Genomic DNA, 26,870 nt, shown 5'->3' with positions numbered 1-26,870 from the left:
CGGGCCGCTGGCGAGGTCCAATCAGGAAATCGCATCAGAGTAATCGAACATCGTCGATCAGCCGGCGGCACGAGTCTCGCTGGGTTGCAAGGCTGCGCCTCGAACATGACGGCTGCAAGTCCGGCTGAGGCAGGGACTATCAAAATCGCGTCATTCGCATTATCTGCGCGCCGATCATGGCAACCATCCTTCCCGAGCCGCCCCGCGTGGGCATGGTGTCGCTCGGCTGTCCCAAGAACCTTGTCGACAGCGAGCGCATCCTGACCAAATTGCGCAGCGATGGCTATCAGCTCTCGCCCGATTATGCGGGCGCGGACGTCGTACTGGTCAACACGTGCGGCTTTCTGGACAGCGCAAAGGAAGAATCGCTGGAGGCGATCGGCGAGGCGCTGGCCGAAAACGGCCGGGTCATCGTGACCGGCTGCATGGGCAAGGAAGCCGACGTGATCCGCGACCGGTTCCCCAATGTCCTGGCGATCACGGGTGCCCACGAATATGAACAGGTGGTCGGCGCGGTGCATGAAGCGGCACCGATTCCGCCATCCCCCTTCGTCAACCTGGTCCCCGAACAGGGGCTGAAGCTGACGCCGCGCCACTACAGCTATCTGAAGATTTCAGAGGGCTGCAACCACCGCTGCGCCTTCTGCATCATCCCGTCGCTCCGCGGCGATCTGGTCAGCCGGCGGCCCGACGCGATCCTGCGCGAGGCGGAAAAGCTGGTCGCGGCCGGCACGCGCGAGCTGCTGGTGATCAGCCAGGATACCTCTGCCTATGGCGTGGATATCCGAAAGGAACCGCGCGCATGGAAGGGGCGCGAGGTGGTGCCCCATATGACCGATCTGGCCCGCGAACTGGGCCAGCTGGGGGCATGGGTGCGGCTGCACTATGTCTATCCCTATCCCCATGTCGATCAGGTCATCCCGCTGATGGCCGAGGGGCTGGTGCTCCCCTATCTCGACATCCCGTTTCAGCACGCCAGCCCGTCGGTGCTGCGCGCGATGCGCCGCCCGGCGAACGAGGCAAAGGTGCTGGAGCGCATCCGTGGCTGGCGCGACATCTGCCCGGACATCGCGATCCGCTCGACCTTCGTCGTCGGCTTTCCCGGCGAGACGGAGGGGGATTTCGAATATCTGATGGAATGGCTGGCCGAGGCGCGGCTGGACCGGGTCGGTGCGTTCCGGTTCGAACCCGTTGCCGGTGCGGCGGCGAACGATCTCCCCGATCCGGTGCCGGAAGCGGTCAAGGAAGAACGCTATGCCCGCCTGATGGAGCTGACGGCACGCATTTCGTCGGAAAAGCTGGCGGCAAAGGTCGGGCGGACGCTGGATGTCATCATCGACGCGGTGGACGAGGACGGCGGCGCGACGGGCCGGTCGATGGCGGACGCGCCGGAAATCGACGGCGAGGTATTCCTGCGCGATGCGGCCCATCTGACCGTCGGCGATATTGTGCCCGTCACCATCGAGGACGCCGACGATCATGACCTGTACGGCGTGCCTGCCTGAACCAACTTCCCCCTTACGTTCAGCGGGAAATTGCGTAGCGTTCCGGGAGCAGGGGGTGGCCGCACCCGTTCGAGTCGCGGCCGGACAGTTGGGGGAGGATGCGATATGACCGTCAAACTGCGCTGGGCCGCGTTGGTGACCGCACTCGCATCGCCCCTGTTGCTGGGCCAGAGCGGCGGGCCGGAAGCCACCATCTATCGCGACCTCGGCTATCGCGGACCGGCCGTTGCGGTTCAGGAGGCACAGCCCAATCTGCGCCTGTCCTGGCCGGTGACCAGCATCCGCGTGACGCGCGGCCGATGGCAGCTGTGCGCCGAACCCAATTATCGCGGCATGTGCATCACCGTCGATCGCAGCGAACCCAACATCGCCGGGCGGCTGGGGCCGCGCAGCGCCCTGCAGTCCATGCGGCCCATGGGAGGCGGTGGTGGCGGTGGTGGCGGCGGCGACACCGGTAATCCCGGCCCGTCGCTGCGCGGCATGGCATCGGAATTCTTCCCCGCCCCGCGCAGGTTCGGCGAACGCATCCCGGCCTGTGCGCGCGGCAGCGCCACGGCGCAGTGCGCAGCGACGACGGCAGACGCATTCTGCCGTCAGCGCGGCTGGACCGGATCGGCGCGAGAGGCGCTGGAAACCGTCAGCCGCCGGGTGATGCTTGCGGATGTGCTGTGCACGCGGACCGGATACTGACCTGAACCATCCTTGGGGGAGGAATGACCATGAAACTGCCGATCATCGTCGCGCTGGCGGGCATGGGGATGCTGACCGGATGTATGCAGCCGATCGGCACGCCGGGCGGCAGCAGCTTTTACGAATGCAGTCAGGGCACGCGCCTGCGTGTCGATTATCGCGACCGGGGCGCGATCGTGCGGGTGAATGACAGCAAGACCATCCTGATGCGCGCCGCCGCCTCGCTTCAAGGCGAAAGCTATGAGGGGATGGCTGGTCAGCGGCTGCAACGGAACGGCAGCAGTGTTCAGTGGAACACGGCCGCCCGCACCGCACCCGAAACCTGTCGGCAAATCGCGATCCCGCGCTGATCTGGCCAAAATCGGTCATCCATCCTAGCTAAAGCGGGATGACCGATTTCAACGCCCTGCTGCAGCCCGATCGCGGCCAGCCCGCCCGCACGATCCATGTCGTCCGACCAGAGGCCTGGGACGCCTGGCTGTCGGCTCAGCCGCCGCGCATCCGCGCCACTGTCGCCGCGCATCGGCTGACCGGAAAACCGGGCAATCGCGCCGTCCTGCCCGGCGAGGGGGCAGAGGACTGGTCGATGCTGCTGGTCTGCGATGAGGGCGAGACATCGCCCTGGCGCATCGCGTCGCTGGGCGAACAGTTGCCGGAGGGCAGCTATCGCCTGGCCGATGGCGAACCGGGCGCGGCGATGCTTGGCTGGGCCCTCGCCCAGCACCGGTTCGACGCGTATCGCAGGGATCCCGCCCCCGCCGGTCCCCGCATCCTGTTGACCGGTGAACCCGCCCGGATCGCAGAGACGGTTGCGCTGGCCGAGGCGGTGGCAATGGTCCGCGATCTCGTCAACACGCCTGCCGCCGATCTTGGCCCGGCGGAACTGGAAGCGGCGGCGCGCGCCCTGGCCGACCGGCATGGCGCCAGCGTCACGGTGACGCAGGGGATCGATCTGGAGCGCGGTTACCCGATGATCCATGCCGTTGGTCAGGCGGCGGCGCGGGGCCGCGAGCCGCGCCTGATCGAACTGGAATGGGGCAATCCCGCCCATCCGCGCATCGCCGTGATCGGCAAGGGCGTGGTGTTCGATTCGGGCGGCCTCAATATCAAGCCGGGTGGCGCGATGGCGCTGATGAAAAAGGACATGGGCGGGGCCGCGCACGCCCTGGCGCTGGCCACGCTCATCATCGGCCAGCGCCAGGGCGTGCGGCTGCACCTGCTGATCCCCGCGGTCGAAAACGCGATAGCGGGCAACGCCTTTCGCCCCGGCGACGTCCTGAAAACGCGCAAGGGGATCACGGTCGAAAACACCAATACCGATGCCGAAGGTCGGTTGATCCTGGGCGATGCGCTGGTCCGGGCGGCGGAGGGCGAACCGGTGCTGATGCTGGATTTTGCAACCCTGACCGGCGCGGCGCGCGTGGCGCTGGGGCCGGACCTGCCCGCCACCTTCGTCAATGACGATGCGCTGGCGGCGGATCTGATGGCGGCAGCGGGTACCGCGCACGACCCGCTGTGGCGGCTGCCGCTATGGGACGGGTATGACGAGATGCTGCGGTCCGACATTGCCGACATGGTCAATGCGCCGGAAGGCGGCATGGCCGGAGCGGTCACCGCCGCGCTGTTCCTGCGGCGCTTCGTCCCCGCCACCATCCCCTGGGCGCATCTCGACACCTTTGCCTGGCGCCCCGCCCCGCGCCCCGGCCGGCCAAAGGGCGGGGAGGCACTGGGCCTGCGGGCCGCATGGACCATGCTGAAGGGGCGGTTCGGCTGACCGGCCCGGTCGGGGATCAGACGGTTATAGCGCCGCCGCCGCCTCGATGATCGGCACAAACTTTTCGGCGGTCAGGCTGGCCCCGCCGACCAGCGCGCCATCCACATTCTCGACAGCCAGCAGGCTCGCGGCATTGGCGCCCGTCACCGACCCGCCATACAGGATGCGGATGGTGTCGGCCGCATCGCCGACCATCTGGCGCAGCTTGGCGCGGGCAATGGCGTGGATGCTGGCGATCTGGTCCGTGGTGGGGGTCCTGCCGGTGCCGATTGCCCAGCGCGGCTCATAGGCCAGCGTGAACCAGCTGCCGTCCGCACCCTCCGGCACCGATTTCTCGATCTGCGCCTGCACCACGCGCTCGGCGCGGCCCGCATCGCGCTCCGCCTCGGTCTCGCCGCAGCACAGGATCACCGACAGGCCGGCTCGACGCGCCGCCGCCGCCTTTGCCCAGGCATCATGGCTCGTCTCGTTCTGGTCCGCACGGCGTTCGCTATGCCCCACGATCACGGTGCGCGCGCCAATCTCCGCCAGCATCGCAGCGGAGATGCAGCCGGTATGCGCGCCCTTGTCGTTCTCGTGACAATCCTGCGCACCGATGGTCAGTCCCGGCGCGGCGGCCACGCCCGCCTCGATCAGGGTAAAGGGCAGGCACAACGCAACATCCACATTCGTATGCAGCGCCGAAGCCGATGCGATCCCCGTCACCTGGGGCAGGTCGCCCTTCATCCCGAACATCTTCCAGTTGCCGGCCACCAGCTTGCGTCGCGTCATCGTCACCAAACCCCCTTACGCACGTGATTGCCAACCGCGATAGCGCCCCCCGCGTTGCGCGCAACCTTGAAGGCGGCGGAAACTGCGCCTAGAGCCTGCGGCGGTTCCCTGGCTATACGATTGGTACGCCTCCATGCTTTCCGGCCTGCGCCGCCTGATCAATTCCGTCTGGGGCAAGCTGTTCGCGCTTGTCTTCCTCGTCGTCATCGGCCTGGCCTTTGCGCTTGCCGATATCGGCAATGTGCGCACCGGCGGGGCCGCATCGGGCGATGCAGTGGCCAGCATCGACGGCACGAAAATCACTGAAACCGATCTGCAAAAGGCGGTGCGCAACGCCCTGACCCAGGCGCGGATGGGCAATCCGACGCTCGACATGGACCGGCTGATTCAGGCGGGCGGGGTCAAGGACATCGTCGATGGCCTGATCGCCAATGCCGCGCTGGCCGCGCTTGGCAACGATCTGGGGATGCATGTCGGGGAAAAGGCGATTGACGGCGAAATCGCGAGTGCGCCGGTGTTTCGCGGGCTGGATGGCAAGTTCGATCAGGCCGCGCTTGACCGCTTCCTGTCCGATCGCGGCATCACGCTGGCCGAGCTGCGCCGCGATATCGGCAACGGCATCATGCGCGACTGGCTGACCGGACCGACCGTCGGCGCAACGCAGATCCCGAACAAGGTCGCCCTGCCCTACGCCTCTCAGGTGCTGGAACAGCGCCGGGGCCAGGCCGGGTTCGTGCCGATCCAGGCATTCGGCATGGGCGCGCCCCCGACCGATGCGGAACTGCTGGCCTTTTTCGGCCGCAACCGGGCGCGCTACACCATCCCGGAACGCCGCGCCGTCCGCTATGCGCGAGTTCAGGCCGATGCCCTGCGTCAGGCAATCACGATCAGCGATGCCGATGTGCAAAAAGCCTATGCAGGCGCAGGCCAGCGTTTCGCCGCCAGCGAAAAGCGCAGTTTCGGACAAGTCATCGCCGCCGATCAGGCGACGGCACAGCGCATTGCAACCGCGGTGACAGGTGGTCAGACACTGGCCGCCGCCGCACAGGCTGCGGGGCTGGAGGCCAGCACGCTGACCGATCTCGATCGCGCCGCGCTGGTCGGACAGAGCGCCGATGCGGTCGCCGCTGCCGCCTTTGGCGCGGCGGACAAGGCGCTGGTCGGGCCGGTGCAGTCGCCGCTCGGCTGGCACGTCCTGCGCGTTGAAAAGATTACCCGCGTGCCCGGCCAGACGCTGGCCCAGGCGCGCGAGGCACTGGTCAAGGAACTGACCGAACAGCGGCTGACCGACCAGCTGAACCAGATTCAGGACAAGGTGAACGACGGCATCACCGCCAATGGCACGTTCGACGAAATCGTCGCCGATGCCAAGCTGACCGCAGAGCGTACCGCGCCGCTGCTCGGCAATGGCGTCGATCCCGAAAAATCGGGTGAGGCGCCCGATCCCCTTTCGGCGGAACTCGCCAAGGCCGCGTTTGCGGTCAATCAGGGCGATGCACCGCAGATCGTGCCGCTGGGTCAGGACGGGTCGTTCGCGCTGATCGTGCTGGACCGGGTAGTGGAAGCCGCACCCCCGCCGCTGGCCCGGATTCAAGAGGCTGTGCGCCGCGACTTCATCGTCGACCGCGCGCTGACCCGCGCGCGTCAAACAGCGGCGGCCATCGTCCGCAAGGTCGAAGGCGGCGCAACCCTGGCCGATGCCTTTGCCTCGGCCGGCGTCACCCTGCCCAAGCCGGAACCGGTCAGCGCATCGCGCCTGCAGCTGCTCGCCATCCAGCAGCAGAATCAGGGCCGCGTGCCTGCCCCCCTGTCGCTGATGTTCTCCATGGCCCCGAAAAAGGCCAAGCTGACCCAGGAAGAGGCAAAGCGCGGCTATTACGTCGTCTATCTGGACGCGATCCAGCGCGGCGATGCCACCGGCAACCAGCAGCTGATCGAGCGTCGCCGGGCGGAACTGGCGCAGACATCGGGCGGCGAACTGGTTCAGCAATTCGCCCGTGCGGCTCAGGCAAAGGCCGGCGTCACCCGCAATCAGGGGGCGATCGACCGCGTCACCAATGCGCTGCGTTCGGGCGGTTCGGCCGGAGCCGCTGCCCAGTGATCCACGGGCAGGCGGAAGCACGGGCGGCGCTGGCGGCCGGCCGCCCCGCCCTGCTGTGGCGGACGGCGGTGGCCGACACCGAAACGCCGGTTGGCGCGGCGCTGAAGCTGATCGAGCCGGGGCGCGGCGATTTCCTGCTGGAATCGGTTGAGGGGGGCGCTGTGCGCGGGCGGCACAGCCTGATCGGGCTGGCCCCCGATCTGGTGTTCCGCGCGTCCGGCAACGCGGCAGAGGTGAACCCCCATTGGTCCACCGACCGCGCGGCATTCCGGCCCCATCCGTTGCCCACGCTCGATGCGCTGCGCGATCTCGTCGCCGCTTGCCGGATGGACGTGCCCGCTGCCCTGCCGCGCGCGCTGGCGTGCCTTGTCGGCTATTTCGCATATGAAACGGTGGGTCTGGTGGAAAAGCTGCCCCGGCCCGCGCCCAACCCGGTCGGCGTGCCGGACATGATCTTTGTCCGTCCCACCGTCATCCTGATCTTTGACCGGCTGGCCGACAGCCTGTTCCTGGTCGCCCCGGTGTGGCCGGACAGCGAAACCGATCCGGCCCGGACCATCGAACGTGCGGTGGAACGGATCGACGCGACCGCCGCCCGGCTGGCCAGCGCACCGCCGGCGCCGGAGCCGCGTGCTGCCGAACTGGGCGCGGTGGTTCAGCAACCGGTCCTGCCCGATGGCGCCTATCGCGAAATGGTGGCGCGGGCGAAGGACTATATCGTCGCGGGCGATATCTTTCAGGTCGTGCTGGCGCAGCGGTTCACCGCGCCCTTCCCGCTGCCGCCCATCGAACTCTATCGGTCGCTTCGGCGGATCAATCCTTCGCCGTTCCTCTATCACCTCGACCTGCCCGGCTTTGCGCTGACCGGGTCCAGCCCCGAAATCCTGGTGCGGGTGCGCGATGGCGAAGTCACGATCCGGCCCATTGCGGGAACGCGGCCGCGCGGCGCGACAGGGGCAGAGGACGCCGCCAATCGCAAGAGCCTGCTCGACGATCCAAAGGAACGCGCCGAACATCTGATGCTGCTCGACCTTGGTCGCAACGATGTCGGCCGGGTGGCGGCGGCGGGGACGGTCAAGGTCACCGACAGCTACATGGTCGAATTCTACAGCCATGTGATGCACATCGTGTCCAACGTCACCGGCCGGCTGTCGCCGGACCATGACGCGATCGACGCGCTGTTCGCCGGGTTTCCTGCGGGAACGGTGTCCGGCGCGCCAAAGGTGCGGGCGTGCGAGATCATTGCCGAACTCGAACCGGAAACGCGCGGGCCCTATGCCGGCGGCGTCGGCTATTTCAGCCCGGACGGATCGATGGACAGCTGTATCGTGCTGCGTACCGCCCTGGTTAAGGATGGCGTGATGCACGTTCAGGCCGGCGCAGGCATCGTGGCGGACAGCGATCCCGCCTATGAACAGCGCGAGTGCGAGGCGAAATCCGGCGCCCTGTTCGCCGCCGCCCGCGACGCAGTGGCCCGCGCGCAAGAGGCCGGGTTCGGACAATAAGCGCGGTCGCAAGAGGACGCTCCTCAGCCCCCAACCCCCGCTCATGCTGAGCCTGTCGAAGCATGGCATCCTCCGGCCAGCCAGGGACAGCGTCCTTCGACACGCTCAGGACGACCGCGTTCAGGCGAACAGGCGGCGCTTGTTCAATCCTCGAGCTTTTCGCCCGCCTGTTCCGCCGCGCGGCGCTGTGCTTCCTGATCGTCACGCCACAGGCGGATGAAGTTGCTGTTGCAACCCGTCTGCCCGCCCGTGCCGACGGCGGAACAGCTGCCCGGCATCCCCACCCGGTTCACCTCGTTCACCAGATCGACCCGGCGGGACCAGCTCGCGCTGCTGCTTTCGTCGGGTGGGTCGCGGAACGCCTTTGGAATGCGATAACGTTCGCTTTCGTCCATTCGGGGACACACCACGATCTCGTCCCCCTCCGCCTTGGGGCAGGGATCGTCGCCATAGACCAGGACGCTGCGCACGCGGCGGGGCGGCTCGCCATCGGCGGCGGCCGGCTGGGGCGCGTCCTGCGCCATCGCCAGCGCCATTGCCATCATGCTCAGGATCATCGCACACGCCTCCACGCCCGGCATCGGTTTGCGGTGCCACACCTGTCCACCGGATGAACGGACAGCATCGGGACGATTGCAAGCAACGATGGCGGCGCTATGGCAGAACCATGATCCTCGTCATCGACAATTATGACAGCTTCACCTGGAACCTAGTTCATTATCTGATGGAACTTGGCGCCCCGGTGCAGGTGGTGCGCAACGACGCGATGAGCGCCGCCGACGCGCTTGCCAGCAATGCCAGCGCCTTTCTGATCTCGCCCGGTCCGTGCACCCCGAACGAGGCGGGGATCAGCCTTGATCTGGTCGCCGCCTGCGCCTCGGCCGGAAAGCCGCTGCTCGGCGTGTGCCTGGGCCATCAGGCGATCGGCCAGCATTTCGGCGGAAAGGTGGTGCGCGGCGGCCTGATGCACGGCAAGACCAGCCCGGTGGTGCATGACGGAACCGGCCTGTTCACCGGCCTGCCCTCGCCCTTTACCGCCACGCGATACCACTCGCTGATCGTTCAGGATATTCCGGACGATCTGGTCGTCAACGCGACGGCCACCGACGGCACCGTGATGGGCTTTCGCCACGCATCGCTGCCGATCCATGGCGTTCAGTTCCACCCGGAAAGCATCGCGACCGAACATGGCCATGCAATGCTGGCCAATTTCCTGTCGATTGCGGGGGTCGAGGCGGGGGAACGCGTGTGACGCTGCCCGATGCCCGCCAGCCCCTGTCCGCCGACGCGGCAGAGGACGCCTTTGGCGCAATCCTGGACGCCCGCGTTGACGAGGCGGCGATCGAGGCGTTCCTGATCGCCCTTGCCGATCGCGGAGAAACGCCGCTGGAAATCGCCATTGCTGCCCGCGCGATGCGGGCGCGCATGATCCGCGTCCGGGCGCCGGAAGGGGCGATCGACGTGTGCGGCACGGGCGGCGACGGGCATCACAGCCTGAATGTCTCCACCGCCGTCTCCATCGTCGTAGCCGCCGCCGGCGTGCCGGTGGCCAAGCACGGCAACCGCGCGGCCAGCAGCCGGTCGGGCGCGGCCGATACGCTGGAGGCGCTGGGCCTTGACCTGACCCGCGCGGCGGCGCGGGCGGAGGAAAGCCTGGCGGAACTGGGCATCGCATTCCTGTTCGCCGCCGATCATCATCCCGCGCTGCGGGCGCTGGCGCCGCTCCGCCGCCGGATGGCCCGACGCACGATCTTCAACCTGCTTGGCCCGCTCGCCAATCCGGCCGGCGTGCGTGTGCAGATGATCGGCATTGCCCGCCCCGAACTGGTCCCCGTCTATGCCGAGGCGATGGCGATGCTGGATTATGACGAGGCGGCCGTGATCTGCGGGCTGGAGGGGCTGGACGAACTCAGCCCCGCCGGGCCAAGCGCGGTGGCCAGCATCGGCGACACCGGCCTGCCGCCGGTCATCACGCCCGACCTGGCGGGCCTTGCCCCGCGCCCGCTGGACGATCTGCGCGGCGGCGATGCGGCCCATAATGCCGATGCGCTGCGCCGCCTGTTGCTGGGCGAGCCCGGCGGCTATCGCGACGCAGTGATCCTGAACAGCGCGGCCGCGCTCGTCCTTGCCGGGCACAGCGACACGCTGCTGGCCGGTGCGGAGGAAGCGGCGGAAACCATCGACAACGGGCTTGCCAACGCGCTGCTCGACTGCTGGATCGCATGGCCATGAGTACGATGCTGGCACAGATCCTTGAGGCAAAGGCAGACGAGGTCGCGGCGCGCAAGGCACGGACGGGCGATGCCGACCTTGCCGCCCGCATCACCGCCGCCGGGCCGCCGCGCGGGTTTCGCGCCGCGCTGGATACCCGTGCGGTCAATGGCTATGCCCTGATCGCAGAGATCAAGAAGGCCAGCCCGTCCAAGGGGCTGATCCGAGCGGATTTCGATCCGCCCGCCCATGCCCGCGCCTATGCCGCGGGCGGCGCAACCTGCCTGTCGGTGCTGACCGACGAACGGTGGTTTCAGGGGCATGACGAATATCTGGTCGCCGCCCGCGCCGCCTGTCCCCTGCCCGCGATCCGCAAGGATTTCATGATTGACCCCTGGCAATGCGCCGAATCCCGCGCGCTGGGGGCGGACGCCATCCTGATCATCGTCGCCGCGCTTGAGGATGCGCAAATGGCAGAGATCGAGGCGGCGGCCATGGAACTGGGCATGGATGTGCTGGTCGAGGTGCACGATGCCGACGAAATGGCCCGCGCGGCAGGCCTCAAATCGCGGCTGATCGGGGTAAACAACCGCAACCTCAAGACGTTCGAGGTCAATTTTCAGAACACGTTCGATCTTGTCGCGCTTGCCCCGCCGGGCTGCACCTTTGTCGCGGAAAGCGGCATTGGCGGCCGGGCGGACTGCGACGCGCTGGCCGCGCATGACATCCGCTGCTTTCTGGTCGGCGAAAGCCTGATGCGCCAGCCGGATGTCGAGGCGGCGACGCGGGCACTGGTCGGATGAGCCGCCTGACCCACCTGGATGCCGCAGGGGCGGCGCATATGGTGGATGTCGGCGGAAAGGCGGAAACGGCGCGTCAGGCGGTAGCAACCGGCCGCATCACGATGTCGGCAGAGGCAGCGGCCGCAATCCTGGACGGCACGGCGGCCAAGGGCGACGTGATCGCCACCGCGCGCATCGCCGGCATCATGGCGGCGAAGCGCACGCACGAGCTGATCCCGCTGTGCCACCCCCTGCCCCTGACCCGCATCGCGCTCGACGTGGTTCCAGACGACAGCGGCGTGACCGTGACCGCCACCGTCGGCCTGACCGGCCGGACGGGCGTGGAGATGGAGGCGATGACGGCGGTGTCGGTGGCGCTGCTCACCCTATACGACATGGTAAAGTCGCTGGATAAGGGCATGATCATCCGGGATATTCGCCTGCTGTCCAAGACCGGCGGCAAGTCGGGCGACTGGACGGCGGACTGACTGCCGAAACGGTTCGGCTGAATCCTTCGACAAGCTCAGGATGAGCGACTGTCGCCCAACTGCCCGCCACCTGTTCCCGCTCGTCCTAAGCCTGTCGAAGGACGCTGCCCCGCCCCCTTGGCAACCCCGCTCATCCTGAGCCTATCGAAGGATGCGTCCCTACGCCTTCGGCTATTCCTGCCCGCCAAACCGGCGCTGCTTCACGCCATAGGTGATCCGGATGCGCACCCATTCGCCATATTTCGACTTGCCGCCCACGCGCGGCGGGCGGACGCGGAATTGCCAAGCGGCGGCCAGCACCGCCCGGCCCAGCCGCGATCCGGGGCTTTCGCCGACGATCTCGCAATCCTCCACCCGGTAATCGGGCACGGTTCGGCACATGATCATGCCCCATCCCGGCCCGGCCGCGCTGGACAGATAGCCCGCCAGTTCGGAATCATAGGGTTCCCGGTACCAGGCGGCGGCATAGAGCGGTTCGCCATTGGGACCACTGCCGTCGACGCGCGGGGTATCGCCGGGAATGCCGGTATCCGGCGGCCCCATGGTCGCGCGCGGCGCGGGCGGGCCTGCGCGGCCGGGAGGCGGGGCGCGCCCGATATCGGCCTGCGCCATCTGATCGCGCGACAATTCGATCCACGGGGCCTTGGGGGCAAAATTCTTGACCACCGGTGCCGGCTGGACGGACGGCGTGACGGGGCTGGGCGGCAGGCGGTCGTCGGTTTCGCGCGGACGTTCGGTCGATGGCGGTGGCGGCGCGGCCGCGGGACGGGGCGCGCTGGCGGCGGCGGGCGGCTTTTCCGATACTTCAGCGGCGTCAAAGGTGCTGAGCGCCATATCCACCGGTTCGCGCCTGACCAGCCGGGGGGCCAGTGTCATCATCACCAGCACGATCAGCCCCTCGACCAGCAGCGCCAGCAGAAACGGGCCGCCCCGCCCACGCAACCGTTCCCCGATCCGGGTTCGCCACGTCGGGCGTTCGATGGACTTTGAAACCACGCGAGAAACTTCCGGGGGGCGGCAGGGCTGACTGTCGGGTTAGGGTGCAGATGCGGCCAAGACAAGGCAGCGCGGCGGACACGGTGCAGTTTCCGCGCGCGCCCTCTTTCCCGGCACCGATGCCCGTGCCACATCCGGCCGATGGCACCCCCGCTCCTCCCGCTGGCCGATGCACAGGCCCGGCTGATCGACATGGCCATGCCGGTCGCGGCAGAGGCGTTGCCCATCGCCGGTTGCGCCGGGCGCTGGGCCGCCGAACCGGTCGCCGCGCTGCGCACGCAACCGTCCAGCGACCTGTCGGTGATGGACGGTTATGCCATCGCCAATGCCGCACTGCCCGGCCCCTGGACGGTCATTGGGGAAAGCGCCGCCGGACGGCCGCATGCCGGGCCGGTCGGGCCGGGACAGGCGGTGCGCATCTTTACTGGCGCAGTCATGCCGGCGGGCGCCGACTGCGTGCTGGTACAGGAAGAGGCGGCGCGCGACGGCGACCGGCTGATCCTGACCGGGGCTGGCCCGGCCGCGCCCGGCAGCAACGTCCGGCATCGCGGGCTGGACTTCAGCTCGGGCGCAACGCTGATCCGGGCGGGCGAGCGGATGACCCCGGCGCGCCTCGCCATGGCTGCGATGGCGGGTCATGGCGCGCTGTCGGTCCGCCGCCCGGTACGGGTTGCCGTCGCGGCGACCGGCGATGAACTGCGCCCGCCCGGAACGCCGATGGGCGATGCACAGATACCGGAGACGAACCGGCTGATGCTTGCGGCGATGCTCGCCGATCTGCCCGTGGACATCGTCGACCTTGGCATCCTGCCCGATAACCTCGAAACGCTTACCCGCGCCTTTGCCAGGGTCGATGCCGACCTGCTCGTCACCAGCGGCGGGGCATCGGTGGGCGACCATGACCTGGTGCAGCCCGCGCTGGCGGCGGCGGGGTGGTCCATTGATTTCTGGCGCGTGGCGCTGCGCCCCGGCAAGCCGGTGATGGCCGGGCGGCGCGGCGATGCACTCGTTCTCGGCCTGCCCGGCAATCCGGTTTCGGCATTCGCCACGGCGATGCTGTTCGTCCGGCCGGCCATCGCCGCACTGGGCGGATCGGTCGACCCCCTGCCCCGGCTGACCCCCGCGATCCTGGCCGACCCCCTGCCCGCCAATGGCGAGCGCACCGATTTCCTGCGCGCGGCAATCCTGCCCGACGGGCGCGTCGGCGCGGCGGCGGTACAGGACAGTTCGATGCTGATGACGCTGGCACGCGCCACCTGCCTGATCCACCGGCCCGCTGATGCCCCGGCGGCGGCTGTGGGCGATCCTGTGGATATCCTTGTGATCGCTTGACGCCATACGGAACAAAGCATATACGTTCCCAGTCTGTTCCGACACGGAGGATTGGGGATGCTCACCAAAAAGCAGCATGAGCTGCTGTGCTTCATTGCCGAACGCCTGGGCGAAGACGGCATTTCCCCCTCGTTCGAGGAGATGAAGGAGGCGCTCGACCTCAAATCGAAATCCGGGGTGCACCGGCTGATCGAGGCGCTGGTGGAGCGCGGGTTCATTCGCCGCCTGCCCAATCGCGCCCGCGCGCTCGAAGTGCTGAAGATGCCGGAACGGGGCGATGCAAAGCGGAGCAAGGGTGCAAAACGTGGTGACGTAGCACCACTTTCGCCACCTTCCGCAGTGCAGCGGATGCCGGAACCGGCGAACGACGTCATCGAAATCCCGCTTCATGGCCGCATCGCCGCCGGTGTGCCGATCGAGGCGATGGAGGGATCGCAGATGCTGCCGGTGCCCGCCGCGCTGCTCGGGTCGGGTGAACATTATGCGCTGGAAGTGTCCGGGGATTCGATGGTGGAGGCGGGCATCCTCGACGGCGATTATGCCCTGATCCGTAAGACGGAATCGGCCCGCGACGGCGAAATCGTGGTCGCGCTGATCGACGGGCATGACGCAACGCTCAAATACTTCCGGCGCGAGGGTGCGATGGTCCGGCTGGACCCCGCCAATCGCAGCTATGATCCGCAACGCTACCGCCCTGATCAGGTGCAGGTGCAGGGCCGGCTGTCGGGGCTGCTCCGCCGCTACTGACCAACGGGCCTGGGCGGTGGTGCCACGGGGCGGGCTGGTCGTGGCGGCATCACCGTCGGCGGGTTCAGCCATGGGTGCGCCCCCGGCCCGCGCACGGTGCGAACCGTTCCGCTCGCCAGGGTGATCGCAACGCCGCCGGTCTCCGCCAGCGTTGCCCGGTCCAGGCGCAACCAGCGCGGTACGCATCCGGCCGGCAACCGGCGATCGGCAATCACGATATCGGCAACGGCACACGCATCGCGCATCGCGGTCCATTCGACGAAATGGGCACTGCGGGTGGCAACGACCCGCCAGCTGAGGCCATTGGCATCCCGGACATCGGCCAGGCACAGGTCCGCGCTGCACCGCGCATCGGGCAGGGTGCTGAGCGACAGCGCCTCGCCATCCACCCCCGCTGCCTCGCCCAGCATCGACCGGGTATAGTCCCCCGCCCGGTCGCGCAGCAGCGCCAGCCCGTCCCCGGCCCGGATGGCGACATGGCGGCCATCGCCGGTTACCAGCAGGTCGGGCGGCGGCACGGACAGCGCGCCCAGCGCGCCGATGGCAACGGGTACCGCGCCCCATCGCCGCCATCGCGTCCGCCAGAGCGCGATCCACAGCCCACCGCCGAGCATCGCGGCAAACGCCCATCCCGGCATCGCGGGCAGCATCCGGACTGATCCGGGCGCATCCGCCGTCCAATGGGCAATCGCCAGGATCAGGTCGATGGCCTGCCCCGTCACCCACCATAGCGGCGCGCCCAGCCCCACCGCATCCAGCAGCAGCGCCGCCGCCTCGGCCGGCATGATGACGAACGTGGTGAGCGGAATGGCGACAAGATTGGCAATCGCGCCGTACACGCCGGACTTGTGGAAATGGAACAGCGCAATCGGCGTCAGCACCGCCTCCACCACCAGCCCCGTCAGCAGCAGCGAGGCAAGCCCCCGGCCCAGCCGGGCAAGCCGCCCCTCGTCCCGCCGTTCGAACCAGCCCTGCACCGCCGGATGACTGTGCAGCGCGATGATCGCGGTAACGGCGGCAAAGCTCAGCTGGAAACTGGGGCCGGCCAGGCTTTCCGGCCACAGCAGCAGGACGACGAACGCGCCGGTCGCGACCAGCCGCAGCGTAATCGCCTCCCGCCCCAGCAGCATCGCGGCCAGGATCAGCAGCGCGGCGATGCACGACCGAACCGTCGGCACCTCTGCGCCTGCCAGCCAGGTATAGCCAAGCGCGGCCGCCGCCCCGAACCCTGCAGCGATCAGCGGCACCCGAACCCGCAGGGCAAGTGCCGGAAACAGGGCCAGGATCCGCATGGCCGCCAGGATCGCGGCCCCTACCACCGCCGTGACGTGCAGGCCGCTGATCGACAGCAAATGGGCCAGGCCCGACCGGCGCATCGCCTCTGCATCCGCGTCATTGATGCCGCCGCGATCCCCGGTGGCCAGCGTTGCCGCGATTGCCCCGGCCCCGCCGCCGATCTGCGACTGGATATGCGCCGACAGCCGGTTGCGGACGCCCGCACCGCTGCCCTGGGTCGCATGAATGACCTCAACCGGGCCAAGCGCGCGCCCGGTCGCGCCGATGCCATCGAACCATGCGGCCCGGGCATAGCCATAGGCGCCCGGCAGGGCCGGCGTTGCAGGTGGCATCAACCGGGCGCGCAGCCGGATTTCGGCGCCGGTGCCAGCACCGGGCGGCACATCGACGGCGCGGACATTCACCCGCACCAGCGTCGGCAGGCCGATCGCACCGACAGGGGCAAGGCGCAGCCGGACAAGATCGCGCGCCGGCAAGGGCTCCACCCGCTCGATTCGGGCGACAAAGCTGACCGTGACGGGCCGTTCCAGCACCGGATGCGTAACCCGCTCCGCCCGCACCCACGCAAGACCGATGCCGATGGCGATGAGCAGGCCCAGGCCAAGCAGCGCAGCGCCTGCCCGGCGGCCAATGCCGAAACCCATCCCGATCAGCGCGACCGCCCCGCCCCCCGCGGCAGCGGCCAGCCACGCAGCAGGCCCCGGCAACAGGAACCAGGCAGCGATGCCCAGCCCCAGGGCGACGGGAATCCAAAGCGGCAACTGGCCCCGCTCCGCCTCCAGCCGGCGTTCCAGCCGATCGAATGCAGCACCGATCGCGGCCCGGATTTGTCGTGGCCGGATCGCCATGCTAGGGGCGGCAAAGGCTGATCTGGCCATCGAAAACACAGTGTCTGGGAGCAAGCGCGGTTGAGCGCAACCATGGAATCCGGCAGCAAATCCGGCGGCGCGGGCACACGCCCCGTCGTCACCCGTTTCGCCCCGTCGCCGACGGGGTTCCTGCATATCGGCGGCGCGCGCACGGCGCTGTTCAACTGGCTCTATGCCCGGCATCACGGCGGGCAATTCCTGCTGCGGATCGAGGATACCGACCGGGCTCGATCGAATCAGCCGGCGATTGACGCGATCCTTGACGGGATGCGCTGGCTGGGGCTGGACTGGGACGGCGATGCCGTGTTCCAGTTCGCCCGTGCCGACCGCCATGCCGCCGTCGCGCATGAGCTGCTGGAACGCGGTCATGCCTATCGCTGCTGGCTGACCCAGGACGAGCTGGCCGAAATGCGTGCCCGCGCTCAGGCGGAAAAGCGGCCGTTCCGCGTCGACAGTCCCTGGCGTGATGCCGATCCGGCGACTGGTCCCACTGACCGCGCACCGGTGATCCGGCTGAAGGCCCCGCGCGAGGGCGCGGTGACGATCGAGGATCGGGTCCAGGGCCCGGTGACGGTGCAGAACGCCGAAATCGATGATTTCGTGCTGCTGCGGTCCGACGGTACACCCACCTATATGCTTGCGGTGGTGGTCGACGATCACGACATGGGCGTCACTCATGTCATTCGCGGCGACGATCATTTGAACAACGCATTCCGCCAGCTCGCGCTGATTCGCGCCATGGACTGGCCAGAGCCGGTCTATGCCCATGTTCCGCTGATCCACGGATCGGACGGGGCAAAGCTGTCCAAGCGGCACGGCGCGCTGGGCGTAGAGGCCTATCGCGACGAGCTGGGCGTACTGCCGGAGGCGCTGTCCAACTATCTGCTCCGGCTCGGCTGGGGGCATGGCGATGAAGAGATCATCAGCCGGGAACGGGCAACCGAGGTGTTCGATCTGGCGGGCGTCGGCCGCTCACCATCGCGGTTCGACCTCAAGAAGCTTGAAAACCTGAACGGTCATTATCTGCGCGAGGCGGACGATGCGCGGCTGACCGATCTGGTGGCGGCGCGCATGGCAACGCCGCTGAACGATACGCAGCATGACTTGCTGCTGCGCACCATGTCGTTCCTGAAACCGCGGGCAGCCAATCTCAACGATCTGGCCGATGGGGCGCAGTTTCTATTTCGCACTCGCCCGCTAGCGATTGACGCGGATGCACAACCCCTGCTTGAGGGCGAATCACGATCGATCCTGGCCCGGGTGCATGATGCACTGGCTGCCGAAGCGGACTGGTCGGCCGAACCCCTGGACCAGGCGGTACGCCGCGTGGCGGAAGACATGGGGGTCAAGCTGGGCGCGGTGGCACAGCCATTGCGCGCGGCATTGACCGGCCGGCGGACTTCGCCGGGCATCTTCGACGTTCTGGCGGTGCTGGGACGCGAGGAAAGCCTGGGCCGGATCGCCGATCAGGCTGCGCAAGCGGCCGAATGAACAACGGAAAGGAAATGCGATGACGGATACCGCAAAGCTGCAGACACCGACCAAGGATGTCGAATATCCGGTGATGTCGGGCACGGTCGGCCCGCAGGTCGTCGACATCCGCAAGCTATATGCCCAGACGGGCATGTTCACCTATGACCCCGGCTTCACCTCGACGGCCAGCTGCGAATCCACGCTGACCTATATCGATGGCGACCAGGGCGTACTGCTGCATCGCGGCTATCCGATCGGTCAGCTGGCGGAACAGTCCAGCTTCATGGAAACCGCCTATCTACTGCTGAATGGCGAGCTTCCGGATCAGGGTGAACTCGACAAGTTCGTCTACACGATCAGCCGCCACACCATGCTGCACGAACAGCTGGCGACCTTTTACCGCGGTTTCCGCCGCGATGCGCACCCGATGGCGATCATGTGCGGCGTCGTGGGTGCCCTCAGCGCCTTCTATCACGATTCGACCGACATTACCGATCCCAAGCACCGGCTGATCGCCAGCCACCGGCTGATCGCAAAGATGCCGACGATCGCGGCGATGGCGTACAAATATTCGGTCGGTCAGCCGTTCATGTATCCCAAGAACGAGCTGTCCTACACCGGCAACTTCCTGCGCATGACCTTTGGCGTTCCTGCAGAGGAATATGAAGTGAACCCGGTCGTCGAAAAGGCGCTGGATCGCATCTTCATCTTGCACGCCGATCACGAACAGAACGCGTCGACCTCCACCGTGCGGCTGGCCGGTTCGTCGGGTGCCAACCCGTTCGCCTGCATCGCGGCGGGCATTGCGTGCCTGTGGGGTCCCGCTCATGGCGGCGCGAACGAAGCAGCGCTCAACATGCTGCGCGAAATCGGCCGGCCCGACCGGATTCCGGAATATATTGCCCGGGCCAAGAACAAGGACGACCCGTTCCGGCTGATGGGCTTTGGCCACCGGGTGTACAAGAATTACGACCCGCGCGCGACCGTGATGCAAAAGACGGTGCGGGAAGTGTTCGAGGCACTCAACGTCGATGATCCTGTGTTCGAAGTTGCGCTGCAGCTTGAGGAAATGGCGCTGAACGATGATTACTTCATCGAAAAGAAGCTGTTCCCGAACGTCGATTTCTATTCGGGCGTGATCCTGTCCGCCATCGGGTTCCCGACCACGATGTTCACTGCGCTGTTCGCGCTGGCCCGCACCGTGGGCTGGGTGGCGCAGTGGAACGAGATGATCGCCGATCCGGATCAGAAGATCGGTCGCCCGCGCCAGCTGTATACCGGCCCGACGCAGCGCGACTATGTTCCGCTGAACCAGCGATAAGAAGGGCACGGACAGGATGCGGATCAGGACAGTCTTTGTCGTATTGGGGGCGGTCCTGTTCCTGCTTGGCCTGTTATGGACGGCTCAGGACTGGGCTGGGTGCGTTGGCCCCAGTCCAGTTTCATGATCAATCAGCGCGACTGGGTATGGCGGGGCGCGCTTACGGCCGTGCTTGGTGCGGTACTGGTCCTTCGCAACCGCCGCCGCTGACCGGCGGGTTCAGGCAGCGCGCAGCGTCAACATGAAGCGCGCGCCCTGCCCGGGTGCGCTGTCCACGACAATGTCTCCGCCCATCGCGCGGGCAAGCCGCCGCGCGATATAGAGGCCGAGGCCGCTGCCACCCGGTTCGGCCGGGTCGACCCGTTCGAACTTTTCGAAAATCCGGGCCTGATCCTCGATCGCGATCCCCTTGCCCTGGTCGGCAACGATCACGCAGGCATTCGGCCCGTCGCGTTCCAGCCGCACCCAGACCGAAGCACCCGGCGGCGAATAGCGGACGGCGTTGCCGATCAGATTGACCAGGATCTGCAGCACCCGGCGATAATCTCCCAATGCATCGACGCGGTCGCCCGGCGTCGGCGCATCGATCCGTACCTGCCCCGCCTCTGCCCGCACGGACAACAGGCCCGCCGCACGGCGGCCCAGCTCGGCCAGATCGACGGGTTCGACGACCAGTTGGAAATCAGGCGAATCGATTGTCTGCACCTGCGCCAGATCCTCGACCAGCCCGATCAGATGGCGGCCCGCCGTGGCGATATCGCGGGCATAGGCGGCATATTCGCTGCGGATCGGCCCATCGGATTGTTCGCCGATGGAATCGGCATTGGCGATGATCCGGCGGAGCGGAACGCGCAGCGCGCGTTCTAGCCGCTCTGCAATGGCGAGGGGCGATGCCGCTGCATCCGCCTCCGGCACCTGCTCCGCGATATCCGGGACCGGTTCGGCAACCCCTTCAATCCCGGCAAAGCGGCCAACCGCGTCCGTCAGCGGGCGGCCGGACAGCAGCATCGCCTGCCCCGTCGCGCGCAGCACCGCGCGCTGCCCGGAAAAGGCGGCGACTGCCGCAACCCCGGCCAGCATGGGAAGGCCGCCATCGTTATCCGGTTCCAGCCGGAACAGCTGAGTGACGGGTGCACCCAGCAGATGGGCGGCATCGTCCGGTTCCGGCGCGGTCAGATCGGCGCCGATGCGGGTCAGGCGCAGTGCACCGTCCACGGCCCAGCTCCCCGCCGATCCGGCAGCGCCCAGCCCCCAGGCAACGGTCGCGGTATCGGTCGGCGCCGGTGGCATCGCGGCCTGCCATCGCCCCCCCTCGATCCGCACGCCCTGTTCATCGGGCACCAGACGGACAGCCATGCGCAGGTCGATATCGCCATCGGCCAGGTCGATCGTGCGGGCGATCGGGACGCGCAACCGCAGTGCCAGCGATGCCAGCGTCGACAGTTCGGGCAGCGACAACGGCTTTCCAAGCGCGCCGCCAGCGGCTGTATTCAGGTCAAGCAGCCGGGCATCCCCTTCGACCAGGCACCCCTGCGGGTCCAGCCGGGCAAGGACGGGAGAGTGCGTGTCGGCCATCCGGTTCACCGCAGGGCGCTCACGCGGTCCGGCGCACCCAGCGCCAGAGCGTGCACATCAGGACAGCGCAGCGGCAGGATCAGCGCGCCCGCCATCTCCGGCGACATATTGGCCGCATCGGACAGCGCATCGGCGCGGGCCAGCGCAGAGACGGGATCAATGCCGGTGGTCAGCACAGAAAGGATGTTCGCCATTGCCGTCCGGTCCAGCCCCGCTGCGCGCAGCGCGAGCCATAGGCGGTCGTCATCCGCCGCCGCCAGCATCGGCAGCACGCGATCGGCGGCGAGGCCGGCCGCCCGTCCCAGAATGGCACAGAACAGGGCAAGGCGGCGGTCGCGAACCGCCTCGATCAACAGAAATGCTACCTCGCCCGGCCGGGGATCGATCGCATGAACCAGATGCAGGGCGGCCGCCACGGGATCGCCGGAGGCATCCCCCGCATCGGCCAGCCCCTCGGCCGCGGCAACCAGCGCACGGCGCAGCGTCAGACGAGCGGATGGGGTAATCGCGGCAGGCTCGCGCTCGATCGCACCGGCCAGCCACCAGCCAATCGCTGCGCGCAGATCGGCCGGCGGGCGGCCTGCACTGCCATCCAGCGGATCGGCCTGCATCAGCAACCGGGCGGCGGCGGCGATCCGCCGATCCTCCGATTGCGCCAGCGCGGCCAGAAATCCCGGCTCGTCCGGGTCATCGCCGCCGTGAATGGGCATGGCGGCCGCACGTTCAGCGATGGCTGCGCGAACGGCCATCTGCGTCGGCAGTTCGGGAATGGCAGCGATCAGCGCCATCAGGTCACGTCGATCGGGCGCATGGGCAAGAATGGCGGCAAGGGCATCGTGACCATCGGCGGCAAGCATCCGCTGGGCGCGCAGGCGCAGCGCTCGCTCAACCTCGGCCACCGCATCCGTCAGCGCAGCGTCAATCCCGTGACGCAGCCGGTCCGTCATGCGATGATCGACAGGCCGCGCGTAATCAGCCCCGAGCGCCGCAAGGCGAAGGCGCACGCGGCGGTCCGCCGCAATGGCCATCGCCACCGCGTCTGCGGCCGAACCCGCTGCTGCGGAACCAGGGTCCACCACTGTGCCGGACATACCCATTTCCTAGCGGAACGGATGTTAATTTGGCCCTAAGCCTGTTTCCTCAACGTCTCGACCAGCGCAGCAAGCGTTGCCGTGGCGGCAATGGCGGTCACGCCAAGGCCAAGGACCGGAACGCCGGCAAGCACCCATGGGGTGAGCAACAGCGCATAGAGCGGCGCACCGCCATACCAGGGGCGGCGGGCACCAGGGACCCGTTCGCCGATTGCCGTCACCGCGATCAGTGCCGCCGCCAGCACCGGGGCGGTCAGCGATTGCTGAGCAAACCCGGTCACGATGGCCAGCGCAGCGACGACCAGCCCGGTCACGCCCTGTATCGCGCGATCCTGAATCATCGCAATCCGGTCATTGCCGCGCAGGCCGCTGAGCAGCGAGCCGGTGGTCAGCGCCGCGACCGACAGCGGCAATCCGACGATGCCGATCCGTGGCCAGCCCAATGCGATGACCAGGACGGCAATCAGGCCAAGGATGCCGCCCACCGCCAGCAATGCGGTATCCGCCACATTCCGCCGGACCAGTTGCGGCAACAGGATGCGGGTCAGCGGCGTGAACACATATCGGTCGGCCCATCCGATCCGCTGATTGGCCAGCGCCAGCAGCACGCCATTGCTGCGGCTGGCCAGGCCATCGGGGTGGCGGTCAACGCCATGCCCGGCCCGACGCGCCGCCGTGGACAGCGGCAGATGTTCGGCCCCGCCCTGCGCCGCCAGACGCAACAGGCTGGACTGGAAATCATAATCGCGGGGCAGCGCCGCCACCTCTGCCACCCGGCGCGCATCGACCATCGCCATGCCGGCCCAGTGACGCGTCGAATCGATCCGCTCCACCGCCAGTGCGGGGCTGGGGTCGTCCGTGACCAGAATGGTTTCCCGGCCGACGGACGCCAGCGCATGAACCGCCTGATCCGTGGTGACCAGCGCATCGGCCAGAACGATCACCCGGGCCAGCGGATGCAGCCGCCCGCTGACTTCCTCTGCCGAACGGACCATGTCGACCGGCACACCGCGCTTGGCGATGCGATTGACCGCGCCCAGCAGCGGCGGCGTCATCCGCGTCACTGCAATCAGCAGATGCCCGGCACCCGCCGCGATCAGCAGCCGTGCCTGATATTCAAGCAAGGTCATCCCGCCAAAGGGAAGCGTGGCGGCAAGACCGCCGCCCGCACCCTCGGCATCCTCAGTCGCAAAGATCAGCCCCGCCAGCATGATCGCGGCGTTACAGGGCCATGCGCCATGGTCAATAGATCAGGAACGGACGACGCGTTTCTTGCCATGCCGCCTCGTCCGGCAGGGCGAGGGCATCCAGGTCGGCGGGCGTGGCTGCGGCGTCGTCCACCCAATCGCGCAAGGCACGGCCGCCGTTGATCACGTCGATCGCCAGCCGGTCGAACACATATTCATAGGGGAAGTCGCGCCACAGCGGATACTCGGGATACAGCGACCGGATCGCCTTCAATCCCGCGGCCTGCACGCGCCAGGGGCGGAATGCGGCATGATCGTAACCGGGGGCATCGGCGTGAATGAACACGCCGCTGCACAATTGCCCGCTATGCTTGTGAAAAGTCGGCTGAAACCAGAAATCGCGCAGCGTGCATCCGGCCAGCCATTCGGGTGCGATGCGGTGCATTTCGCCGATCACCGCGCGCGCATCGATATCGGGTGCGCCAAACAGCTCCAGCGGCCGGGTGGTGCCGCGCCCTTCGGACAGCGTCGTCCCCTCCAGCATCACCGTGCCGGCATAGGCGCGCGCCATGTTGACGTTCGCGGCATTGGGGCTGGGGTTGATCCATGGGCGTTCGGGCGGCCAGCCATGGCCCGGCGCGGCATCGGGTGCCCACCCCTCCATTTCGATCACGCGGTAATCGACGTTCAGTCCGAAATGGTCGATGAACCAGTGGCCCATCTCGCCCAGCGTCATGCCGTGGCGCATCACCATCGGCCCCGCGCCAACGAAACTTTCCCAGCCGTGTTGCAGCAGCGTTCCTTCGACCGGGCGTCCGGCAGGGTTGGGCCGGTCGAGCACCCACACCGCCTTTTCGTACCGGGCCGCGGCCTCCAGCACATAAAGCAGCGTGGTGACAAAGGTGTAGATGCGGCAGCCCACATCCTGCAGGTCGACCAGCATCACGTCGAACGTGGCCATGGACTGCGCGGTCGGCCGGCGAACCTCGCCATACAGGCTGAATACCGGCACGCCATAGGTCGGATCGACGAAATCCGGCGATTCCATCATGTTGTCCTGCAAATCGCCGCGAACGCCATGCTGGGGGCCGAACATCGCGCTGACCTCGACCCCGGCGGCGACCAGCGCATCCAGGCTGTGGGTCAGGGTACGCGTCACCGATGCGGGATGCGCAAGCAGCGCCACGCGCTTGCCCGACAGGGGGCGTCGAAGCTGAGGGTCGGCGAGCAGCCGGTCGATACCGAAATTCATGACGAATGAGGTGCCGTCAGATCGATCGCAAAGCAATCGGCATGATGAAAATCGGGCGCGCCCGCCGGGTGGGCAAGCGCCCAGAATGACCGCGTGCCATCCAGTTCCTCGATCACGGCTGTCAGGGACAGGCGGCCACAGGGCAGCGGGTCGACCAGGTCGACATGCCAGCTATCGCCGCTGCGCCCGATCCGGGGCGGCGTCACACGCTCCAGCGGGTGCATCCCCGCCCGATAGCCCGAAAAACCATAGGCCGCCCATTGGCCGGACGGGGCGAAATTATACTCGACATAGCCATTGTCCCCGACGGGCCGGACAAACAACTCGAAACAGGTCGTCCGCCACAGGCCATCGGTCCGCTCCGGCGGCGCATCCGGCGGCACGCGCAGCTGATCCGCACCCGCCACCCGATAGTGCAGGCTGGATCGGTGCAACGTCACGAACACGCCGGTCACGCCCGTCGGCGGCGTGTCGGGATGACAGGTCAGGGGATATTCCATGGCCGGTGTCTATGCGCTCCTATCGGCACAAGTCGAGGGCGACGGGCCAGGCGGAGCGAACAAGGCTGTGGGCCGCCCGGACTTCTTCTGTTAATCCCCGCCGACGAAGAGGGGATGGCATGGAACAGGCGGTGTCGCCGGACAGGACGGTCAGAAAGATTACCGCGCGGCTGATGCCGATCCTGTGCGTGATGTATCTGCTGGCCTATATCGACCGGCAGAATGTCTCCTATGCCAAGCTGGAGATGGTCGATGCGCTTGGCCTGTCGGAGGCCGCCTATGGCCTGGGCGCCAGCCTGTTCTTTCTCGGCTATTTCCTGTTCGAGGCACCGGCCAACCTGATCCTGTCGCGGGTCGGCGCGCGGCTGTGGTTCGCCCGGATCATGCTGACCTGGGGCGCGATCACCGTGGCGCTCGGCTTCACGCAGAACACGGCCATGTTCTATGTGCTGCGCTTTCTGCTGGGCGTGGCGGAGGCGGGTTTCTTTCCCGGCGCGCTGTATCTGCTGACCTTGTGGTTTCCCCAGGCGCGGCGGGCGCAGATGGTCGGCCTGTTCATGATCGCCAGCGCCTTTGCCAACGCAGTTGGATCGCTGGTCGGCGGCGCCTTGCTGGAACTGGACGGTGCTGCCGGGCTGGCGGGATGGCAATGGGTGTTCGTCGCGACGGGCATTCCCGCCATCCTGATGGTGCCGGTAGTTCTGACCAAGCTGCCCAGCACGCCGGGCGAGGCACGCTGGCTGACCGATGCGGAAAAATCCTGGCTGGCGGCAACGCTGGCGGCAGAGGCTCCGCCGGAACGGGCCGGGGAATCAGCGTGGCGGGCGCTGGCCGATCCGCGCGTGCTGTTGCTGGCGATCCTGTATTTCGGGATGCCGCTGGGTGCCTATGGCCTCAGCTACTGGTTGCCGACCATCGTCAAGGCGTTCGGTGCGACCAACCTTCAGAACGGGGCGCTGAACGTCATCCCCTGGCTGTTCGTTGCCGTGGCGCTGTGGGCAGTGCCGCGCCATGCGGCCCGACATGGTGCGAGCCGGTGGCATATTGCCGGGCCGTTGCTGATCGCGGCGGCCAGCCTGATGGGCAGCGTGCTGTTGCCGGGTGCAGGACTCAAATTCGCCTGCCTGTGCATCGCGGCGGCGGCGGTGTTTTCAGCTCAGCCGGTGTTCTGGAGCGTGCCGCAAGGGTTGCTGCGCGGCGCCCATGCCGCAACCGGGCTGGCGGTAATCAACTCGGTCGGCAATCTTGGGGGCTTCGCCGCGCAGAACGCGGTGCCGATGGTGCGCGACGCGACCGGCAGCACCCTGGCCCCGATGGCGATGCTGGCGGGTGCGCTGACCATTGCGGCGATCGGCTTTCTGATCGCCCTGCCCCGGATGGGTGTGGGCCAAGCCCGCTAAGGCG

The 26,870-nt window shown here is 67.7% G+C and carries 24 protein-coding genes; 15 read left to right on the top strand and 9 right to left on the bottom strand.

The window, feature by feature from the left end; all coding sequences use genetic code 11:
* Positions 1 to 176: 176 nt before the first annotated feature.
* From rimO to ACNI3Q_RS13495, 4 genes are all read left to right on the top strand, one after another.
* On the top strand, positions 177 to 1,505 hold the full coding sequence (gene rimO / locus ACNI3Q_RS13510) for a 30S ribosomal protein S12 methylthiotransferase RimO (RefSeq protein WP_426277498.1): 1,329 nt from the start codon (positions 177 to 179) through the stop codon (positions 1,503 to 1,505).
* Between the two features lie 105 nt (positions 1,506 to 1,610).
* A complete protein-coding gene (locus ACNI3Q_RS13505) occupies positions 1,611 to 2,195 on the top strand; it encodes a beta/gamma crystallin-related protein (protein WP_426277496.1) in 585 nt (194 codons plus the stop codon).
* Positions 2,196 to 2,224: 29 nt separating this feature from the next.
* Positions 2,225 to 2,545, top strand: a complete 321-nt coding sequence (locus ACNI3Q_RS13500; protein ID WP_426277494.1) for an MliC family protein — start codon at positions 2,225 to 2,227, stop codon at positions 2,543 to 2,545.
* 38 nt (positions 2,546 to 2,583) lie between these two features.
* Positions 2,584 to 3,969 (top strand): leucyl aminopeptidase family protein, encoded by a 1,386-nt coding sequence (locus ACNI3Q_RS13495; RefSeq protein ID WP_426277492.1) that lies wholly within the window; start codon positions 2,584 to 2,586, stop codon positions 3,967 to 3,969.
* Positions 3,970 to 3,993: 24 nt separating this feature from the next.
* Here the strand turns inward: ACNI3Q_RS13495 and tpiA are convergent, their stop codons facing one another.
* Positions 3,994 to 4,740 (bottom strand): triose-phosphate isomerase, encoded by a 747-nt coding sequence (tpiA, locus tag ACNI3Q_RS13490; protein WP_426277605.1) that lies wholly within the window; start codon positions 4,738 to 4,740, stop codon positions 3,994 to 3,996.
* 133 nt (positions 4,741 to 4,873) lie between these two features.
* Between tpiA and ACNI3Q_RS13485 the strand changes: the two genes are divergently transcribed.
* Positions 4,874 to 6,841: a peptidylprolyl isomerase gene (locus ACNI3Q_RS13485; protein ID WP_426277490.1), complete on the top strand. Its 1,968-nt coding sequence runs from the start codon at positions 4,874 to 4,876 to the stop codon at positions 6,839 to 6,841.
* Positions 6,838 to 8,346, top strand: coding sequence for an anthranilate synthase component I family protein (locus ACNI3Q_RS13480; RefSeq protein ID WP_426277488.1), 1,509 nt, complete (start codon positions 6,838 to 6,840; stop codon positions 8,344 to 8,346). The genes ACNI3Q_RS13485 and ACNI3Q_RS13480 overlap by 4 nt, the downstream gene beginning before the upstream one ends.
* 143 nt (positions 8,347 to 8,489) lie before the next feature.
* Here ACNI3Q_RS13480 and ACNI3Q_RS13475 read toward each other — a convergent pair whose 3' ends face one another.
* A complete protein-coding gene (locus ACNI3Q_RS13475; protein ID WP_426277486.1) occupies positions 8,490 to 8,903 on the bottom strand; it encodes a hypothetical protein in 414 nt (137 codons plus the stop codon).
* Between the two features lie 110 nt (positions 8,904 to 9,013).
* On the opposite strand from ACNI3Q_RS13475, the gene ACNI3Q_RS13470 reads away from it, so the two are divergent.
* Genes ACNI3Q_RS13470 through moaC form a run of 4 tightly spaced genes read left to right on the top strand, consistent with a single transcriptional unit; the run spans position 9,014 to position 11,827 of the window.
* Positions 9,014 to 9,598: an anthranilate synthase component II gene (locus ACNI3Q_RS13470; protein WP_426277484.1), complete on the top strand. Its 585-nt coding sequence runs from the start codon at positions 9,014 to 9,016 to the stop codon at positions 9,596 to 9,598.
* Positions 9,595 to 10,578 (top strand): anthranilate phosphoribosyltransferase, encoded by a 984-nt coding sequence (trpD, locus tag ACNI3Q_RS13465; RefSeq protein ID WP_426277482.1) that lies wholly within the window; start codon positions 9,595 to 9,597, stop codon positions 10,576 to 10,578. Before ACNI3Q_RS13470 ends, trpD begins: the two co-directional genes overlap by 4 nt.
* A complete protein-coding gene (gene trpC / locus ACNI3Q_RS13460) occupies positions 10,575 to 11,360 on the top strand; it encodes an indole-3-glycerol phosphate synthase TrpC (protein WP_426277480.1) in 786 nt (261 codons plus the stop codon). The genes trpD and trpC overlap by 4 nt, the downstream gene beginning before the upstream one ends.
* The gene (gene moaC / locus ACNI3Q_RS13455) at positions 11,357 to 11,827 is read left to right on the top strand and encodes a cyclic pyranopterin monophosphate synthase MoaC (RefSeq protein WP_426277478.1); all 471 of its coding nucleotides are present in this window, start codon (positions 11,357 to 11,359) and stop codon (positions 11,825 to 11,827) included. The genes trpC and moaC overlap by 4 nt, the downstream gene beginning before the upstream one ends.
* A 171-nt stretch (positions 11,828 to 11,998) precedes the next feature.
* On the opposite strand, the gene ACNI3Q_RS13450 is transcribed toward moaC, so the two are convergent.
* Entirely contained in the window at positions 11,999 to 12,769 is a 771-nt protein-coding gene (locus ACNI3Q_RS13450) for an energy transducer TonB family protein (RefSeq protein WP_426277476.1), read from the bottom strand.
* 195 nt (positions 12,770 to 12,964) lie between these two features.
* Here ACNI3Q_RS13450 and ACNI3Q_RS13445 point away from each other — a divergent pair, with 195 nt between their 5' ends.
* Together ACNI3Q_RS13445 and lexA are read left to right on the top strand one after the other, a co-directional pair.
* Positions 12,965 to 14,155 (top strand): molybdopterin molybdotransferase MoeA, encoded by a 1,191-nt coding sequence (locus tag ACNI3Q_RS13445; protein ID WP_426277474.1) that lies wholly within the window; start codon positions 12,965 to 12,967, stop codon positions 14,153 to 14,155.
* Positions 14,156 to 14,212: 57 nt separating this feature from the next.
* Positions 14,213 to 14,902, top strand: coding sequence for a transcriptional repressor LexA (lexA, locus tag ACNI3Q_RS13440; RefSeq protein WP_426277472.1), 690 nt, complete (start codon positions 14,213 to 14,215; stop codon positions 14,900 to 14,902).
* Here the strand turns inward: lexA and ACNI3Q_RS13435 are convergent.
* Entirely contained in the window at positions 14,896 to 17,046 is a 2,151-nt protein-coding gene (locus ACNI3Q_RS13435) for a ComEC/Rec2 family competence protein (protein ID WP_426277470.1), read from the bottom strand. The two genes, lexA and ACNI3Q_RS13435, sit on opposite strands and share 7 nt — an antisense overlap.
* Positions 17,047 to 17,118: 72 nt before the next feature.
* Between ACNI3Q_RS13435 and gltX the strand changes: the two genes are divergently transcribed.
* Complete coding sequence (gltX, locus tag ACNI3Q_RS13430) at positions 17,119 to 18,558, top strand: glutamate--tRNA ligase (protein ID WP_426277603.1); 1,440 nt, start codon at positions 17,119 to 17,121, stop codon at positions 18,556 to 18,558.
* A 19-nt stretch (positions 18,559 to 18,577) separates the two neighbouring features.
* Complete coding sequence (locus tag ACNI3Q_RS13425; RefSeq protein WP_426277468.1) at positions 18,578 to 19,861, top strand: citrate synthase; 1,284 nt, start codon at positions 18,578 to 18,580, stop codon at positions 19,859 to 19,861.
* Positions 19,862 to 20,080: 219 nt separating this feature from the next.
* Here ACNI3Q_RS13425 and ACNI3Q_RS13420 read toward each other — a convergent pair whose 3' ends face one another.
* The 5 genes from ACNI3Q_RS13420 to ACNI3Q_RS13400 are packed head-to-tail and all read right to left on the bottom strand — an operon-like array spanning position 20,081 to position 25,466.
* Positions 20,081 to 21,436 (bottom strand): sensor histidine kinase, encoded by a 1,356-nt coding sequence (locus ACNI3Q_RS13420; protein WP_426277466.1) that lies wholly within the window; start codon positions 21,434 to 21,436, stop codon positions 20,081 to 20,083.
* A gap of 5 nt (positions 21,437 to 21,441) precedes the next feature.
* Entirely contained in the window at positions 21,442 to 22,527 is a 1,086-nt protein-coding gene (locus ACNI3Q_RS13415) for a hypothetical protein (protein WP_426277464.1), read from the bottom strand.
* A gap of 35 nt (positions 22,528 to 22,562) precedes the next feature.
* Complete coding sequence (locus ACNI3Q_RS13410) at positions 22,563 to 23,738, bottom strand: hypothetical protein (RefSeq protein ID WP_426277462.1); 1,176 nt, start codon at positions 23,736 to 23,738, stop codon at positions 22,563 to 22,565.
* A gap of 31 nt (positions 23,739 to 23,769) precedes the next feature.
* Positions 23,770 to 24,966: an exo-beta-N-acetylmuramidase NamZ family protein gene (locus tag ACNI3Q_RS13405; RefSeq protein ID WP_426277460.1), complete on the bottom strand. Its 1,197-nt coding sequence runs from the start codon at positions 24,964 to 24,966 to the stop codon at positions 23,770 to 23,772.
* Entirely contained in the window at positions 24,963 to 25,466 is a 504-nt protein-coding gene (locus ACNI3Q_RS13400) for a DOMON-like domain-containing protein (RefSeq protein ID WP_426277458.1), read from the bottom strand. Before ACNI3Q_RS13400 ends, ACNI3Q_RS13405 begins: the two co-directional genes overlap by 4 nt.
* 119 nt (positions 25,467 to 25,585) lie before the next feature.
* Between ACNI3Q_RS13400 and ACNI3Q_RS13395 the strand changes: the two genes are divergently transcribed.
* Positions 25,586 to 26,866, top strand: coding sequence for an MFS transporter (locus ACNI3Q_RS13395; protein WP_426277456.1), 1,281 nt, complete (start codon positions 25,586 to 25,588; stop codon positions 26,864 to 26,866).
* Positions 26,867 to 26,870 lie beyond the last annotated feature (4 nt).

Origin of the sequence: Sphingomonas eleionomae (assembly GCF_049889035.1) — a bacterium.
GTDB lineage: Bacteria > Pseudomonadota > Alphaproteobacteria > Sphingomonadales > Sphingomonadaceae > Sphingomonas.
This window is presented reverse-complemented; position numbering and strand designations above follow the sequence as displayed.